Consider the following 15209-nt stretch of genomic DNA (forward strand, 5'->3'; position numbering starts at 1 on the left):
GAAGCCGACTCGGCCGCGTTCTCCGGGAGTGTGCCATCAGGCTTTTCCGCGTGAGAGGTGCTAGCGCGCCGTGGAGGTGCTACCCGTCATGAGCGACAGCGCGCAGTGGGTCAGTATCGTCAGCGCACTGTTCGGCGCGTGGCTGGTCGCCTCGGCGTTCGTGTTCGACCTCGTCGGCGCGACGTACTGGAACGGCATCGTCGTCGGCGCGGCAGTCGTCCTGCTCGCCGGATACAGCGCGTACCGCTCGCGTGTGACCGGCACGGGCAACGCCTGGTCCTCCGGACTCGCCGCGCTGTTGGGTCTGTGGGCGATGGCCGCGCCGGTCGTGTACGAGGCCGCGACGACGACGACGTGGAGTAGCGTCGCCAGCGGCGCCGCCATCGCGGTGCTGTCGGGGTACGAAGCCTACGAAGCGCGGACGGCGACGGGCGCATCGGGCGCCGAGAGCCCCGGCGTGTAGCGCTCTCCCTCCCTCGATTTTTCGGACAGTCGCGACGACCGACCGGTGAAAGACTTTTGTGCGGTTTCTCGAAAGAGGGTGCGTACGATGTCGAAGCCGTTCGCCGGATTCCCGGCGCTCGTCCGAGCGTACCCCGCTCGCACCGCCGTCCTCTCGGTCACACCGGTGGTCCTCGCGGTCGCGCAGGCGGCGAACGCCGTCGTCCACGGGGCGCAGTCTCCGCTCGTGGCGGCGTTCGTCCTCGCGATGCTCTGCGTCGCCGCCGCCGCCACGCGGCAGTCGCTCGCGTCGTTCCGCGTCGAGACGCTCGAAGCCGGCGTCGACGGCGACGCTCGGTAGTCGAGTTCCCGGCGGATTCCGTCGCCGAGACAGCCCGCGCCGACGACGAGGAGAGCGACGCCGCCGCCGAGTCGAATCCGGACGAACTGCGCCGCGCGCGGTCGGGGCAGTCGACCGAACGGACGCCGAGAGGGGAGGACCGAGCGGAACGGACGTGAGACGTTTGTGGCTCGCGCCCCTCCGTCCGCGCATGAGCGACGCGGTACTCGTCTACGACGACGACTGCGGGTTCTGCACGTGGTGGGCCGAGTTCCTCGACGGGCGCGCCGACCTCCGAATCGTCGGGTTCTCCGACCTCGACCCGTCGCTCCGAGAGCGACTGCCGCCGGAGTTCGAGTCCTGCGCGCACCTCGTGACGGACGACGCCGTCCACTCCTGCGGCGCGTCCATCGAGGAGGCGTTGCTCCGCACCGACGTCGGGTCGCGCTTCCGGCCCGCCGTGGAATCGCTGCGAACGTTCGGCACCTACCGTAACCTCCGGGAGTTGGGGTACCGCCGCGTCGCGGAAACCCGCGCGTGGTGGGGGAAACTGCTCTCGAAGCGGCCGCCGGCGAGGGAGTGACCGTTTTACCGCTGGGCGGCCGAGGGGGTGACGATGAGCGACAGCCCCGACGACCCGACGTTCGAGCGAGTGCGCGAACAGGCGGCCGAGGCCCTCACCGAGAGCGACGCCGCGTCGCTGTACGTCGGCCTCGCCGGCCCGGACGGCCAGAACGAGTACTACTTCGCCAACGACGTCGACGACGAGGAGTTACAGGAGATGGCCGCCCAGCAACTCGGGATGCTGACCCGCGTCCTCGCCGAGCAGTCGAACGCGAGCATCGAACAGGTGACGAGTCAGGCCGCGGAGATGGCCAAGCAGATGAACGTCCGCTAGGCCGACGGACGGGCGCGCGCCGGCGTCCACGTCGGCGTCGAGAGGGGCGTCGCCGCGAGTGAGGCGGACGCCGACTCGTTCGCGTCCGTCTCCCCCGCCGTCGATTCGTTCGCCTCCGTTCCCCCCGCCGACGACTCGTTTACCTCGTCGGCCTCCTGCAGCACGTATCGCTGCCCGACCATCGGGTCCAGCAGTCTGTCGACGGGTGCCCGGTCGTCGCGGAGGACGGGCACGTCGTCGGTGGGCGGGGCCGACCGCCGGTAGTTCCGTATCTCCTCGGTGAGGTCGATGCCGATGTCGCGCCGGTCGTTGCGCGCCAGTAGTTCCGCCTCGGTGACCTCCGAGTCGTCCTTCGTGGCGACGACTTCGATGTTCTGGACGACGCCCCCGCCGGCCGTCGGGAAACTGTACACCCGCGGGAACACCCGCTCGATGGTCTTGTACTCGGCGCGGTAGAACTCCGACGCCGGGCCGGACGGCGCGGAGATGACGTTGGCGAACAGGACGCCGTCGTCGTCGAGGCGACTCGACGCGAGGCGCATGAACTCCTCGGTGGTCAACTCGAACGGCACCTTGTCCTTCCGGTAGGCGTCGAGGACGATGAGGTCGTACGTCCGGTTGGTCTCCCGGAGGAACTGCCGGCCGCCCCGGTTGTAGATGTTCAGCCGTTCGGACTCCTCGACGTCGAAGTAGCGCTTCGCCGCGTCGATGACCTCGGGGTCGATTTCGGCCACGTCCACGGTCACGTCGTAGTCGTTCGCGAACCGCTTCGGGCCGGTGAACCCGCCGCCGCCGACGAACAGCACGCGGTCGACGTCGTCGGTCAGGAGCAGGGGGAGGTGGAAGTAGCGGGTGTAGTCGAACACGTGACGGTTCGGGTCCGACAGGTCCATCGCGCTGTGTCGCTGGCCGTCGAGGTAGAGCGTCCGCGTGTCGCCGCTGTCGACCACCTGTAGCTCCTGATACGGCGTCTGCGTCTCGTAGACGACGCGCCCCTCGACGCTGTAGCCGGCGACGCCGCTCCCGACGGCGGCGACGAGCAACAGTGCGACGAACCCGCCGGCGACGGCGTCGTCGCGCTCGAACTCCGGGAGGACGAGGACGAGAGCGGTCAGGAGCGAGAGCGCGCCGAAGACGAACGCGATGTACTCGATGTCGAGCCACGGTACGAGGACGAACGTCGTGGCGAACGCGCCGACGATGCTGCCGATCGTGCCGAGGGCGTAGACGTGCCCCGACGCCTCGCCGAGCCCCTCCTTCGCCGACAGTTCCGCCGCGTACGGGCTGACGTAGCCGAGGAGGTACGTCGGCGGGCCGAACAGGAGCGTGATGGCCGGCAGCGACGCGAACCGACTCGGGAGCGGGAAGCCGGTGCTGGCGCGCAACAGCAGGTCGCCGAGGAAGATGAGGCCGGCGACGTACGCCGCCGTCAGGAGGAACACGCGCGCCATCCGCCCGTTCGTCGCTCGCTCGGCCGCCTGCTTGCCGCCGCGGTGGTACCCGTAGCTGAGTGCGGCGAGGAAGACGCCGATGATGCTCCCCCACGTGTAGATGCTGCTGCCGAACTGCGGCGCGATCATCCGGCCGGCGAGAATCTCCAGCCCCATGCTGGCGACGCCGGAGACGAACACCGCAACCTCCGGCCGCGACAGTTCGAACGCGTCCGAGACGCGGGCCGTAGCCATGTGGGTTCGAGGGAGCAGAGACGCTTTAGCGTGGCGTCCGCGGAGCGCTACCGAAAGCCATAGTCCGGTCGTCCTCGAACGGCCGGTCATGCGACTGGCGCGAATCCGGACCGACGACGGCGTACTGACGGGCGAATACGACGACGGAACGGTCGAGACGGACGACGGCGCGTACGTCGTCGGAGGGGACGCCGAACTGCTCGCCCCGTGCGAGCCCTCGGCGTGCTACTGCGTCGGCCGGAACTTCGCCGAGACCATCGAGCAGATGGAGTACGAGACGCCCGACCAGCCCGACTGGTTCATCAAGCCGCCCGTGTCGGTGGTCGCCCCCGGCACCGACGTCGAGTACCCGTCGTGGACGGAGGAACTCACCTACGCGGGCGAACTCGCCGCCGTCATCGACGAGGAGTGTACGGACCTCGCCGAGGACGAGGTGGACGACGCCGTGCGGGGGTACACCATCATGAACGACCTGGACGCCCTCGACCAACCGGGCCGCACCGCGCGCAAGGCGTTCGACGGTTCCGGCCCCCTCGGCCCGTGGATAGAGACGGACCTCGACCCCGACGCCGTCGACATGACCACCCACGTCGGCGGCGAGTTGCGACAGGAGGCGAACACCGAGTTGATGCTGTTCTCGCCGCGCGAAGTCGTCTCGTTCCTCTCGGAGCGCTACACGTTCAAGCCGGGCGACGTCGTCTCGTTCGGCAGTCCCGCCAACCCCGGACTGGTCGAACCCGGCGACGAGGTGGAGATACGGTACGAGGGCGTCGGGACGCTTCGGAACACCGTCGTTAAGGGGGAGTGAGTCGCCGAACGGCGGCGATAGCGGACGCCGGCGTCCGCGTCGACGGCGCGGGACGCTTCCTCGTCGAGGCCGCGGACCGCGTGGCGGAGGCGAACGTCCGGGCCGTCGTCGACTGAGCGTCGAACGCCGTCTTCCGTCCCCGGGACGTGGCTCTGTTACGACATGTCACCACCAGTATGAAATGTGAGCGTTTAATACGGATACCGAGTAGAGCGTCTCTCGGGATGGGAAACGACGGGAAACCGTTCAACGGAAACGTCGACGTACTTCACGAACGCGCGGTCCTGACGCCACTGCCGGACGTCGACGCCGAACGCGAGTTCCACCGGAACATGATGAACGTCGCCGCCGCGCAGGAGCGGAAGGCCGAGATGTTGGCCGACCCCGACGTGCGGTTGCTGGAGGCGTACGAGCGACAACTGGAGGGAATCGCCGAGACGTACCGACAGCGGTGTCTGCGCGTCGCGGGCGAGGAGTACGAGTCGGTCGCACTCGCCTACGCTCGCGGGGAACGCGACGACGACACCGCGGCCATCGCGGCGTACTACTTGGAGGGACTGTGGCGGATGCAGCAGCGAATCACCGTCTCCGACATGCTGTTCTTCCCCATCATCCTCCGCTACCCCGACTGCTTCACGGTCAACCTCCGGTTCGCCAGCGGCCACCGGACGACCCGGTCGGTGCTGTACGAGTCGCCCGAACACCTCGTCGAGGAACTCGACGCCCAGTCCGCGCTGACGTACTCCGCGGAGAGCCACTACACCCAACGGGAGGCCGCCGAGGAGATAGCGGCGACGGCGGCGTACATCCGCGAGGCGTTCCCCGACCCCGACGAGACGTCGTTCGAGGAACGGAAGACGGGCGGCATCGTCTCCGGCGGCGGTCGCAAGGGGTCGGTGTTCTCCTCGATGCTGGAGCGCGTCGAACCCGACGTGGACCGCTTCGACGAGGTGCCCGCGTCGCCGACGCTGGTCGAGGCGGGTCCGGAGGCGAAGCGGACCGAGCGCGAGTTGCTCCCCGAGGGGACGTTCGTGCTGTGACGGCGGGCGCGTCGCCGCGGACGCTCACTCCCCGCCGTCGCTCTCCAGCACCGCCCGGCGCGCGAGGGCCTCCTCGAAGAACGAGTCGGGGAGGGCCTCGATGTCGCCCGCCTGCACCCGCCAGAGGTTGGCGTACAGGCCGTCGGCGTCGAGCAGTTCCGCGTGCGTCCCGCGTCCGACGATGCGCCCCCCGTCGAGGACGAGAATCTCGTCGGCGTCCTTCACCGTCGAGAGGCGGTGCGCGATTGCCACCGTCGTCCGGTCGGCGGCGAAGTCGTCGAGGCTCCGCCGGATGAGCGCCTCCGTCTCGGTGTCGACGTGGCTCGTCGCCTCGTCTAAGACGAGAATCGCGGGGTCCTTGAGGAACGTGCGGGCGAGCGTGAGACGCTGCCGCTGGCCGCTGGAGAGCTTCACGCCGCGTTCGCCCACCAGCGTGTCGTAGCCGTCCGGGAGGTTCTCGACGAACTCGTCGGCCGCCGCGCGCCGGGCCGCCGTCCGAACCTCCTCGTCCGTCGCGTCGAACGTCCCGTACGCGATGTTCTCCCTGACGGTGCCGTAGAAGAGGAACGGCTCCTGCGAGACGTAGCCGACGGCCCGCCGGAGACTCGCGAGCGACAGGTCGCGCACGTCGTGGCCGTCGATGCGGACGACGCCGTCGTCGGGGTCGTACAGTCGGACGAGCAGTTTCACGAGCGTCGACTTGCCGCTACCAGTCGGGCCGACGACGCCGACCGTCCCGCCCGGTTCGACGTCGAACGAGACGTCGCGGAGGACCGGCGAGCGCGGCACGTCGTCGTCGCCGTCGTCGTCGCCGCGGGCGAGGGCCGTCGACTCGCCGTAGCCGAACGTCACCCCCTCGTAGTCGATGCGGCCGGCGACGGCGTCGAGCGTCAACGCGTCCGCCCGTTCGCCGACCGAGCGTTCGGCGCGGAGCAGTCCGTCCACCCGCTCGCTGGAGGCCTTCGCGCGCTGGTAGCTGTTGATTATCTGGCCGAACTGCGCGAGCGGCCAGACGAACTGCTGCGTGTAGAGCATGAACGCCACGAACTCCCCGGGCGAGAGGGTTCCCGAGAGAAACGCCGGCGGGCCGTTCAGCACCCAGAGCGCGCCGACGACGAACGTGAGCGCGAAACTCAGCCCGGAGACGAGCGAGAGGCCGGGGAAGAACGTGATTCTGGTCCGGATGGCGTCCCAGTTGGCGTCGTAGTAGGCCCGCGACGCCTCGCGGACCCGGTCCACCTCGTACGCCTCGGCGTGCTCGGTCTTGATGACCTCGATGCCGCCGACGTTGTTCTCCAGTCGGGCGTTCAGCTCGCCGACGCGTCCGCGCATCCGGGCGTACTTCGGCTGGACGCGCCGGACGAAGACGAACGTGAAGACCGCCAGCAGGGGGACGGCCGTCATCGAGACGAGCGCCAGCCACGGGTTGAGCGTCGCCAGCACGACGCCGACGCCGACGACGAGGGCGACGAGTCGCAGCGTCGAACTGACGCCGTCGGTCAGGAACGACTCCAACTGGTTCACGTCGTTGTTCAGCACCGACAGCAGTTCGCCGGTCCGCGTGTCGTCGAAGAACGCGCGGTCCTGTCGCTGCAGCACCTCGTACGCGTCGACGCGGAGCGCGTGCTGGATGTTCTGTGCGAAGTGGTTCCAGCCGTACCCCTGCAGCCACGACGCCACCGCGCTCGCGAGCGCCGCGGCGACGAGGACGCCCGCGGTGAACCACACCTGTCCGGCGGCCGTCTCCGGCACCCACGTCCCGGGGACGAGCGGCAGTTCGTACCGCCGCGTCCCCAGCAGGACGGCGTCGATGGCCAGGCCCAACAGCAACGGCGGGAGCAGCCCCGTCGACCGTGCGAAGAGCGTCATCACCGCACCGAGGACCGCGTCCCCGACGTTCTCGCGCCCGTACGTCGCGTACAGTCGCCACATCGACCCGCCGTCGGACGCGAACGACTCCGCCTCGTCCGGGTCGTCGACCGCCGCGTTCCTCACGCCGGCCACCACCGTCCCCGTCTCCGGTACTCGTTCACGAGTAGTACAGCGGCCCGAGCTATATAGCGCGCTCGTCGGTTCGGGGCAAACGGTTTCGTCCCGGGGAGTCGAATGGGGAGCGATGCCGCTTCCGGGAGCCGCGGTGGTCCGGCGCAACGTCGCCGTCGGCGCCGTCTGCGCGACGGTGCTGGTCGTGAGTGCCGAACTCCTCGTGCCGGCGGTCCTCGGCGGCCCGCGGGGCGAGACGACGCAGTACGGCCTCTACCTGGTCACGTTCTCGCTGTGGATGACGTGGTTCGTCCTGACCGGCGTGGACGTCCTCGCGGCCGGCGAGTGAGGGCGACCGGTCCGCCCGACGCGGCCGCCGACATCCCGAATAGCTATACCGCGAACTGCAAAGGAGAGTGTATGAACGGTGACGGTGCGGAGTCGGAGGCCGTCGAGTCTCGTCTGTCGTCCGGAGAGACGGCCCCGATACGCGTCCTCCACGTGGACGACGACCCGGCGTTCGGTGACCTCACCGCCGCACGACTGGCGCGGACGGACGGGGACGGCGGGCCGATTCGCGTCGAGAGCGTCACGGAACCCGACGCGGCGCTGGACCGACTGGACGACGCCGACTGCGTCGTCAGCGACTTCGAGATGCCGGAGACGGACGGGCTCGACCTCCTCGACGCGGTCCGCGACCGACGGCCGGACCTGCCGTTCGTCCTCTTCACGGGCAAGGGCTCAGAGGAGATAGCCAGCCGGGCCATCTCCGCGGGCGTGACCGACTACCTCCGGAAGGGCGGCAGCGCCGACCGGTTCGACGTGCTCGCGAACCGGATTCGGAACGCCGTCGCCCGCTACCGCGCGGAACGCGAGGCCGAACGCCGCGAGACGCACCTCCGGCGCGTCGTGGACGTCCTCCCCGAGTGCATCTTCGTGAAGGACGCGGCGGGCCGGTACGTGCTGGTGAACCGGGCCGGCGCGGAGACGTACGGGATGACGCCCGAGGCGGTCGAGGGATGCCTCGACCGCGACATCCTGCCGCCCGAGGACGCCGAGCGGTTCCGCGAGGAGGACCGCGAGATACTGGCGTCGGGCGAACCGACGTACCGCCCCGAGCAACGGCGACGGACCGAGGACGGTTCGCTCATCGTCGAACGCGTGCAGAAACTCCCGTTCGACCTCGCTCCGAGCGGTGAAGGGGTGCTGGGCGTCGTCGAGGACATCACCGACGAACACTTCCGACGGCGGCGCCGCGAGGCGGCGCTCTCGGCCGTCGGCGACGCCGAGTCCGCGCTGGCGGAGGCCCGGACGGCCGACGGCGAGGCGGCCGCCGACGCGCACGACCGGTGTGCGAACGCGCTGGAGCGAGTCCGGACGCTCCTCTCGAACGGTGGTCCACTCGACGACGACTCGTCGGCGAACGACTCGACGGACGAGGATTCGCCGGACGTGGGCGAGTAGCCGCCGCGGGCCGGGCGGGCCGCGTCGTTCCCGGGCGGTCAGACGGGGTCCGTCCGCTCGACGGCCCGTTCGAGAACGTCGAGGAACGCCGGGTCGTACGACTCCGCGACGTGCGCGACGTTCCACAGGCCGCCGGCGCGAATCTTCGCGCTCCGAGCGTAGCCGCCGAGCCAGTCGCTTCGCCGCGCGTCCGCGGGGCGTCGGTCGAAGTTGCTCGCGAGGGCGATGGCGTTGCGTTCGACGAACGCCCGGTCGCTGTCGGGGCCGGGTTCGTCGTCGAGGGCGACCCAGAGGAACGGCTGGTCGCGGAGGAAGGCGCTGACCCGGCGTTCCAGCGGGTACTCCTCGTCGCGGACCGCGGCCCTGTCGCGGCCGTCCGGCACCGACGGCGTCCCCCAGTCGGGGTAGCGGTCGTGGAGGCCGTAGCGCTCGACGAACGCCTCGCCGACGCGCCGGCGGTAGACGGACCCGCGGTGGTTGCCGCCGTGCGGGTGGTCGTCGCTTCGCGCGCCGGTGCCGTAGTGCTGTTTCAGCCGGTCCCACAGCGCGGTCGAACTGCCCGCGGAGACGGCGTGCGTCCCGACGCGCGTCAGGCGACGCTGACCGCTCTCGGCGCGCGTCTCCCCCGGCGCGAAGAAGAAGTACACCCCTCGCTTCGGCCAGTCCGCGTACCCCGTGCAGTCGGCGAGTCGCTTCGCGCCGCCGACGCGGGCTTCGAGTCGGTCGAACAGGGCGTACAGCCGGTCGAGGTCCGCGCTGCGCTCCATCGTCACGGAGTAGTCGCGGGCTCCGACAAAAACCTTCGTCGCCCCTGACCGGTCAGGCGGGCGGTCCTCCCGCCTCTCAGTCGTACGTCCGGTGACTCGCGGTCCCCACGTCGATACGGACGAGCGTGTTCTCCGCCCACGCGTCGTCGTCGACGCCGTACTTGCGGTTTATCTTCCGCGTCGCCTCGCGGGTGGCTTCGGCGTCGTCCACCACCGTCGCCGTCCCGAGCAGCGACACCATCCACTGGGCGTCGCCGCCGTCGTCCTTCTGTATCGAGAGGGCGACGCGGGGGTTCTCGCGTATGTTCCGGAGCTTCGTCCCGCCCGTGACGAGTTCGACGACGCCGTCCTCGTAGCGGTACCAGACGGGAGCGACGTGCGGGCGGCCGTCCCGACAGGTCGCCACGTGGGCCATCAACGGTTCGCTCGTCAGTAACTGCGCTATCTCGTCGGAGACGCCTGACGCCATACCGTCACGTCGAAGCCGAGCGAGAAAACTCTCCGGGCGCGGTGCGCGGCCGACGAGACGTTCGACGGCGTGGCCACACGCGGGAGACATTCACGTGCGAAGACGACGTATCTACGTCGCGCGGTCAGACCGCGCGGTGTGAGACATGAGAGACGATTCAGAACGGACGAACGGGAGCCAGACCGCCGACGGGGCGGACGCGGGAGCAGAGCGGATGCGCGTGGTCATGCGATCCGGCCCGACCGTCCCGTGTGCGAACTTCAAAGCGATAGACTCCGGCGTCCTCCTCTTCGAGGACGAGAAGCGAAAGCGCGTGTCGGGGTTCGTCCCGCACGACGAACTCCTGTACGTGCTTCCGGCGGCCGTGCTCGCGGAGGACGGGCGGACACTCGGCGGGGAGGCCGAGGAGGGGTTCCAGAGTGAACTGACCGTCCTCGGCGGCCTCGGCGAGACGTACGCGCGGCGACTCCACGACGCCGGTATCGACTCGCTCGCGGCGCTTCGAGACGCCGACGCCGCCACGGTGGCGACGGCCGCGACCGTCGCCGAGAGTCGGGCGAGGCGGTGGCGCGCCGCGGCGAACGAACGAGAGGCGGCCGGACGCGACACTGCATCGGAGTCCGAGTCCGATTCGGCGGCGTCCGAAGACGAGTCGACGGACGACGCCGGAACCGGGTCCGGGCCGGCCGCGTCGGCGTCGGAGTCGTCCGAAGCGACCGACTCCGAGGGCTGAGGTCACTCGGCGTGGAACGATGCGACGAAGTCGTCGGTCGACTCGCGCCACGCGGCCGCGAGGCGGTCCTCGAACGTCTCGTCGGCGAGGGGGTCGACCGCGTCGTTGGCGTCCAACCACTCGACGGTTCGCCCGACCCCCGTCTCGAAGTCGACGGTGTACTCGAAGCCCAAGTCGCGTCTGGCCTTCGCGTTGTCGAAGACGGTGCTGTACCGGAAGTGGTCGCGGAGCATCTCGGTCCGGTCGGGGGCGACGGCGCGGAGGACGTCCGTCGGGACGTGGACGAGGTCCGGGTCGGGCGCGTCGAGGGCGGCGGCGACGCGTTCGTGGTACTGGTTCCACGTGATGGTCTCCTCGCTCGTGACGTGGTACGCCTCGCCCGCCACCGTCTCGGCGTCGGCTTCGACGGCACCGACGAACGCGCGGGCCACGTCGTCGCGGTGGCACGGCCCCCACAGCGAGGTGCCGTCGCCGTGGACGACGACGGGTCGGCCCTCGCGGACGCGCGAGACGTACGAGGAGTCCGTCCCGAACGTGTGGAGGAGCGTCCCGCCCTCGCCGTAGGTGCTCCACGGCCGGATAACCGTCGCGTCGAACGCGTCGCCGTCGGCCGCGAACAACACGTCCTCGGCGGCAATCTTGCCCGCGGCGTAGTCGCTGACGGGCGGCCGGCGCGGCGCGTCCTCGGTGACGGGGTTCGACTGCGGGGGGCGGTGGTAGACGTCGACGGTCGAGCAGAGGACGAACCGGTCGACGCGACCCTCGAACGCCCGGACGGCGCTCTCGGCGTCCTCGGCGGAGAAACACACCATGTCGACGACGGCGTCCGGCGCGGGGTCGAGTTCGCGCATCCGGCGCTCGAACGCGCCGTAGTCGGTCCGGTCGGCGCGGACCTCGCGGACGCCGTCCGGAATCTCGGCGTCCGTCTCGCCGCGCGTCACCGTCGTCACGTCGTGTCCCGACGTGACCAGTTGCCGCGTGATTCCCGTGCTGATGAGGCCGGTTCCGCCGACGATGAGGACGTGCATACTCGACGTGCGGCACGGCGGGAGAAAAGGACGCCGCCGGGTCGGACGGCGGCGGTCGGACCGTCCGACCCGGTCGGCGTTCGAGTCCCCGCGCCCGGTCAGTCCCGCACGTCGCCGCCGTCAGTCTCGACTGAGACGGCGTCCGGCGGTCGGGACGACGACTCGGTGTCGGTCGGTGGTGACGTGTCGGCGTCGAGAGCGTCGTCGGTCGCTGGCGACGTGTCGGCGTCGAGAGCGTCGTCGACCGATGGCGACGTGTCGGCGTCGGCCGGCGACGACTCGTCGGCGACGGCCGTCTCGCCGGTCACGTCGAAGCGGTCGAGCGTCCCCCGCAGGTCGTCTGCCCGGTCGGCGAGCGAATCGACGCCGTCGGACACCGACGCCAGCGAGGCGGTCTGTTGCTGGGTCGCGGCGGCGGCGTCCTCGGCGGCCGAACTCGTCCGGTCGCTGATGTCGGAGACGTCGGCGACGACGTCCTCCACCTCGGCCGCCGTCGCCGCCTGCCGTTCGGTGGCGGCGCGTATCTCCCGGACGTCCTCGGTCGTCCGTTCCACGTCGTCCACGATGGTCTCGATTGCCTCCATCGCCTCCTCGACCGTCTCGGAGCCGTCCACGACGCGTTCTCGGGTGCGCCGGATGTCCGCGGCCGTCGTCTCGGTCTGGTCGCGCACCCGGTCGATGGACGACTCGATGTCCCCCGTCGCCGCCTGCGTCTCCTCGGCGAGTTGCTTCACCTCGTCGGCGACGACGGCGAATCCCTCGCCCGCCTCGCCGGCGCGGGCCGCCTCGATGGAGGCGTTCAGGGCGAGCACGTTCGTCTGGTCGGCGATGTCGTCGATGAAGGAGACGACCGACTCTATCTCCTCGATGACCGCCTCCAGTTCCGCGACCGTCTCGACGGTGGTCGCCGTCGCCTCGTCGATGGCGCGGAGTTCGGTCACCGCGTCTTCGGCGGCCGCGCGGCCGCGTTCGCCGCGTTCCCGCGCGGCGTCGGCCCGGTCGGCCACGTCGGCCGCCGAGGCGGTCATCTGCTGAATCGTCGCGGAGAACTCGGTCATCCGGTCGGCGGCGTCCGTCAGGTGGTCGTCCTGCCGAACCGCGTCGTCGAGGATGTCGGTCATCGACGCCGAGACGCTCTCGCTCGCCTCGCGCACCTCCGCGACGCTCGCACTCGTCTCCGCGCCCGCCTCGGCCACGTCCTCGCTGAACGCCTGCGCGTCGGCGACGACGGCCGCGAGTTCGTCCATCGTCCGGTTGTACGCGCGGGCCACGTCGGCCATCGCCTCGTTCTCGTCGTCGGGGTCCATCCGGCACGCGAGGTCGCCGTCCGCACTGCGCTCCATCACGGCGCGGTACTCCTCGGCGGTCGATTCGAGGTGGTCGTTGAGCGCCTCGGCCTCGTGCAGACTCGACTGTAACGACGCGCGCATCTCGTCGAACGCGTCGTAGAGGCGTCCGAACTCGTCCTCGCGAGACGATTCGAGGGGGACCGACAGGTCGCCGTCGGCCATCGTCTCCGCGCGGTCGGTGAGATGCGTCAGCGTCCGCGTCGTCCGCCGGCCGAGGGCGGCCGCGACGACGCCGAGTGCGCCCACCGCGGCGAGGACGGTCCACAGCAGACTCTCGCCCACGCCGTTTCTGAGAGCGTAGGCGCTCTCGGCCGGGACCCGCGTGCCGACGACCCAGTTCACGCCGTCGAGGGAGGCGTAGGCGGCCACGGCGTCGTCGCCGCGGAAGAACCGGGCCGCGTCGCCGACGGCGGCGGCCGAGAGGTTCGCCACCGGAGCGGAGGCGTTCGACGCCGCCGTCTCGGCGTCGGAGTCGGTGGAGACGACCGGGTCGCCGTCGGCCGTGTAGACGGTCGTCTCCCCGCCCGCCATCGTCTGGTAGAACTGGTCGACCCGGTGGGTGAGGTTCACGGTCACGACGACGGCGTGTTCGGTGTTCGAGGGGACGGCGCTGACGAACGCCAGCGCCTGCCCGTCGGCCACGGGAGACCGGTAGGGCGTCTGTGAGACGTGGACGACGCCGGCGTCGTTCGTCGCCGAGTCGATGGCGGCGCGGTTCTCCCCCCACGGGAGACCCATCTCTGCGGCGTTCGCGCCCTTCATCTCGCGGGCCGTGCTGGAGACCACGTCGCCGGAGGCGACGCGAACGTAGTGAATCGCGACGACGTCGGCCGACAGGTCGTCGGCCTGGTCGAACAGGTAGAGGTCTATCTTCCGCTCCTGCCCGAGTTGGAACGCCTTGGCCTGCGAGAGCGACCGGGTCTGCGCGGACTTGCTCGCCAGCCACTCGTCCATCCCGTCGGCCTGCAACTCAGCCGTCGAGGTGACCTGTTGTTCGACCTGCCCGTCCAGCGAGTCCGTCACCCGCGCGTACGAGACGGCCCCGACCGACCCCATGACGAGCATGGCGACGAGCATCGCCGCGGCGAACTTCCACGCGTACCGCCGCCGGACGACGCGCGGAACCAGCCCTCTCACACTCGGGCGCGGGACGCCGCGGCGGACGCGCCGAACCGCATCCCGAACGCCGAGCGACCGAAGCCGTGACCAGATACTTCCCATCGCCCGGACGTGCCTTCTCATCGGTGATAAAGTGTCGTAATATATAGGTTATTGAGCGAACGATTGCCGTACCCAAATATCGCCCTGAGCGCCTGAAGTTCGAGAATTAGCTCGAACGACGCGTCAGCGATGGTGCCAGTCGATATTTTCGAGTCTGATAGCGCCTCACCGACGGGCGAGGAAGAGTAACTCCGCGACGACGAGCGAACACGACCCGAGTAGCACCGACGTGCCGCCGAGGGCGAACGGGACGGCGGTGAGACCGGCCTCGGCGGTCACCAGCGACCCCGGAGACGCGGCGGCGAGGAGGGCCTCGGCGGGGTACGCGACGCCGGCCACGACGGCAACCAGTCCCGCGAGAAAGAGGAGGTACACAGGGAGAGACGGCCCTCGGCGGCGCGGGCCGGCGGGTCGGACCATACCCCGGCCACGTCGAGGAGGCGAATGAGTATGGGCCGCGTATCCGGGCGCAACGGTGCGATACCGGCGGTTATCGTGTTCGTAAGCGACGCGGCGGCGACGCCGGACGGCGCGGAGTCGTCAGTCGTCGGGGTCGAAGTCCAAGGCGACGGAGTTGATGCAGTAGCGCTTGCCGGTGGGGTCCGGGCCGTCGTCGAACACGTGGCCGAGGTGCCCGCCGCAGTTCTTGCACGTCACCTCGATGCGTCGCATCCCGTGTCGGGTGTCCGTCTCCGTCTCGACGGCGTCGTCGTGCGCGGCGAAGAACGACGGCCACCCGCAACCGGAGTCGTACTTCGTCTCGGCCGCGAACAGTTCGGCACCGCACCCCGCACAGCGGTAGACGCCGTCCTCGTCTCTGTCCACGTGTTCGCCGCTGAAGCGTGGTTCCGTCCCGCGTTCGCGCAGCACGTGGTACTCGTCCGCCGAGAGCCGTTCGCGCCACTCCTCGTCGGTCGTCGGGGGGTCCTCCGACTGGTGTTCGGACATACGTACCGGTAGGCGTTCGACGGCAAAGAACCCAC

The 15209-nt window shown here is 70.1% G+C and carries 17 protein-coding genes; 9 read left to right on the forward strand and 8 right to left on the reverse strand.

The window, feature by feature from the left end:
- Positions 1 to 70 precede the first annotated feature (70 nt).
- The 4 genes from BM310_RS13705 (at position 71) to BM310_RS13720 (ending at position 1679) form a co-directional block, all read left to right on the forward strand.
- Entirely contained in the window at positions 71 to 463 is a 393-nt protein-coding gene (locus BM310_RS13705) for an SPW repeat domain-containing protein (protein WP_245778494.1), read from the forward strand.
- 87 nt (positions 464 to 550) lie between these two features.
- Entirely contained in the window at positions 551 to 802 is a 252-nt protein-coding gene (locus tag BM310_RS13710) for a hypothetical protein (RefSeq protein ID WP_089808617.1), read from the forward strand.
- Between the two features lie 190 nt (positions 803 to 992).
- Positions 993 to 1364: a DCC1-like thiol-disulfide oxidoreductase family protein gene (locus tag BM310_RS13715; RefSeq protein ID WP_089808619.1), complete on the forward strand. Its 372-nt coding sequence runs from the start codon at positions 993 to 995 to the stop codon at positions 1362 to 1364.
- A 33-nt stretch (positions 1365 to 1397) separates the two neighbouring features.
- The gene (locus tag BM310_RS13720; RefSeq protein ID WP_089808621.1) at positions 1398 to 1679 is read left to right on the forward strand and encodes a hypothetical protein; all 282 of its coding nucleotides are present in this window, start codon (positions 1398 to 1400) and stop codon (positions 1677 to 1679) included.
- Here BM310_RS13720 and BM310_RS13725 read toward each other — a convergent pair.
- Positions 1676 to 3364: a spermidine synthase gene (locus BM310_RS13725; protein WP_089808623.1), complete on the reverse strand. Its 1689-nt coding sequence runs from the start codon at positions 3362 to 3364 to the stop codon at positions 1676 to 1678. The genes BM310_RS13720 and BM310_RS13725 overlap by 4 nt on opposite strands.
- Before the next feature lie 88 nt (positions 3365 to 3452).
- Between BM310_RS13725 and BM310_RS13730 the strand changes: the two genes are divergently transcribed.
- Positions 3453 to 4172, forward strand: a complete 720-nt coding sequence (locus BM310_RS13730) for a fumarylacetoacetate hydrolase family protein (RefSeq protein ID WP_089808625.1) — start codon at positions 3453 to 3455, stop codon at positions 4170 to 4172.
- 224 nt (positions 4173 to 4396) lie between these two features.
- A complete protein-coding gene (locus BM310_RS13735; protein ID WP_089808627.1) occupies positions 4397 to 5212 on the forward strand; it encodes a hypothetical protein in 816 nt (271 codons plus the stop codon).
- Positions 5213 to 5236: 24 nt separating this feature from the next.
- On the opposite strand, the gene BM310_RS13740 is transcribed toward BM310_RS13735, so the two are convergent.
- On the reverse strand, positions 5237 to 7144 hold the full coding sequence (locus tag BM310_RS13740) for an ABC transporter ATP-binding protein (RefSeq protein WP_089809253.1): 1908 nt from the start codon (positions 7142 to 7144) through the stop codon (positions 5237 to 5239).
- Between the two features lie 184 nt (positions 7145 to 7328).
- On the opposite strand from BM310_RS13740, the gene BM310_RS13745 reads away from it, so the two are divergent.
- Entirely contained in the window at positions 7329 to 7544 is a 216-nt protein-coding gene (locus BM310_RS13745) for a hypothetical protein (RefSeq protein ID WP_089808629.1), read from the forward strand.
- A gap of 71 nt (positions 7545 to 7615) precedes the next feature.
- The gene (locus BM310_RS21440; RefSeq protein ID WP_177232626.1) at positions 7616 to 8659 is read left to right on the forward strand and encodes a PAS domain-containing response regulator; all 1044 of its coding nucleotides are present in this window, start codon (positions 7616 to 7618) and stop codon (positions 8657 to 8659) included.
- A 38-nt stretch (positions 8660 to 8697) separates the two neighbouring features.
- On the opposite strand, the gene BM310_RS13755 is transcribed toward BM310_RS21440, so the two are convergent.
- Both BM310_RS13755 and BM310_RS13760 read right to left on the reverse strand, forming a co-directional pair.
- On the reverse strand, positions 8698 to 9426 hold the full coding sequence (locus BM310_RS13755; RefSeq protein WP_089808631.1) for a hypothetical protein: 729 nt from the start codon (positions 9424 to 9426) through the stop codon (positions 8698 to 8700).
- A 76-nt stretch (positions 9427 to 9502) separates the two neighbouring features.
- On the reverse strand, positions 9503 to 9895 hold the full coding sequence (locus tag BM310_RS13760) for a pyridoxamine 5'-phosphate oxidase family protein (protein WP_089808633.1): 393 nt from the start codon (positions 9893 to 9895) through the stop codon (positions 9503 to 9505).
- Positions 9896 to 10040: 145 nt separating this feature from the next.
- Between BM310_RS13760 and BM310_RS13765 the strand changes: the two genes are divergently transcribed.
- Positions 10041 to 10628, forward strand: coding sequence for a helix-hairpin-helix domain-containing protein (locus BM310_RS13765; protein WP_089808635.1), 588 nt, complete (start codon positions 10041 to 10043; stop codon positions 10626 to 10628).
- Positions 10629 to 10630: 2 nt separating this feature from the next.
- On the opposite strand, the gene BM310_RS13770 is transcribed toward BM310_RS13765, so the two are convergent.
- The 4 genes from BM310_RS13770 to msrB form a co-directional block, all read right to left on the reverse strand.
- Positions 10631 to 11656, reverse strand: coding sequence for an NAD-dependent epimerase/dehydratase family protein (locus BM310_RS13770; protein WP_089808637.1), 1026 nt, complete (start codon positions 11654 to 11656; stop codon positions 10631 to 10633).
- A gap of 98 nt (positions 11657 to 11754) precedes the next feature.
- On the reverse strand, positions 11755 to 14226 hold the full coding sequence (locus BM310_RS13775; protein WP_245778496.1) for a methyl-accepting chemotaxis protein: 2472 nt from the start codon (positions 14224 to 14226) through the stop codon (positions 11755 to 11757).
- Between the two features lie 165 nt (positions 14227 to 14391).
- Positions 14392 to 14646, reverse strand: a complete 255-nt coding sequence (locus tag BM310_RS13780) for a hypothetical protein (protein WP_245778497.1) — start codon at positions 14644 to 14646, stop codon at positions 14392 to 14394.
- 120 nt (positions 14647 to 14766) lie between these two features.
- On the reverse strand, positions 14767 to 15174 hold the full coding sequence (gene msrB, locus BM310_RS13785) for a peptide-methionine (R)-S-oxide reductase MsrB (protein ID WP_089808644.1): 408 nt from the start codon (positions 15172 to 15174) through the stop codon (positions 14767 to 14769).
- Positions 15175 to 15209: the final 35 nt, after the last annotated feature.

The sequence above is a fragment of the Halogeometricum rufum genome (genome assembly GCF_900112175.1).
Classification (GTDB): domain Archaea; phylum Halobacteriota; class Halobacteria; order Halobacteriales; family Haloferacaceae; genus Halogeometricum; species Halogeometricum rufum.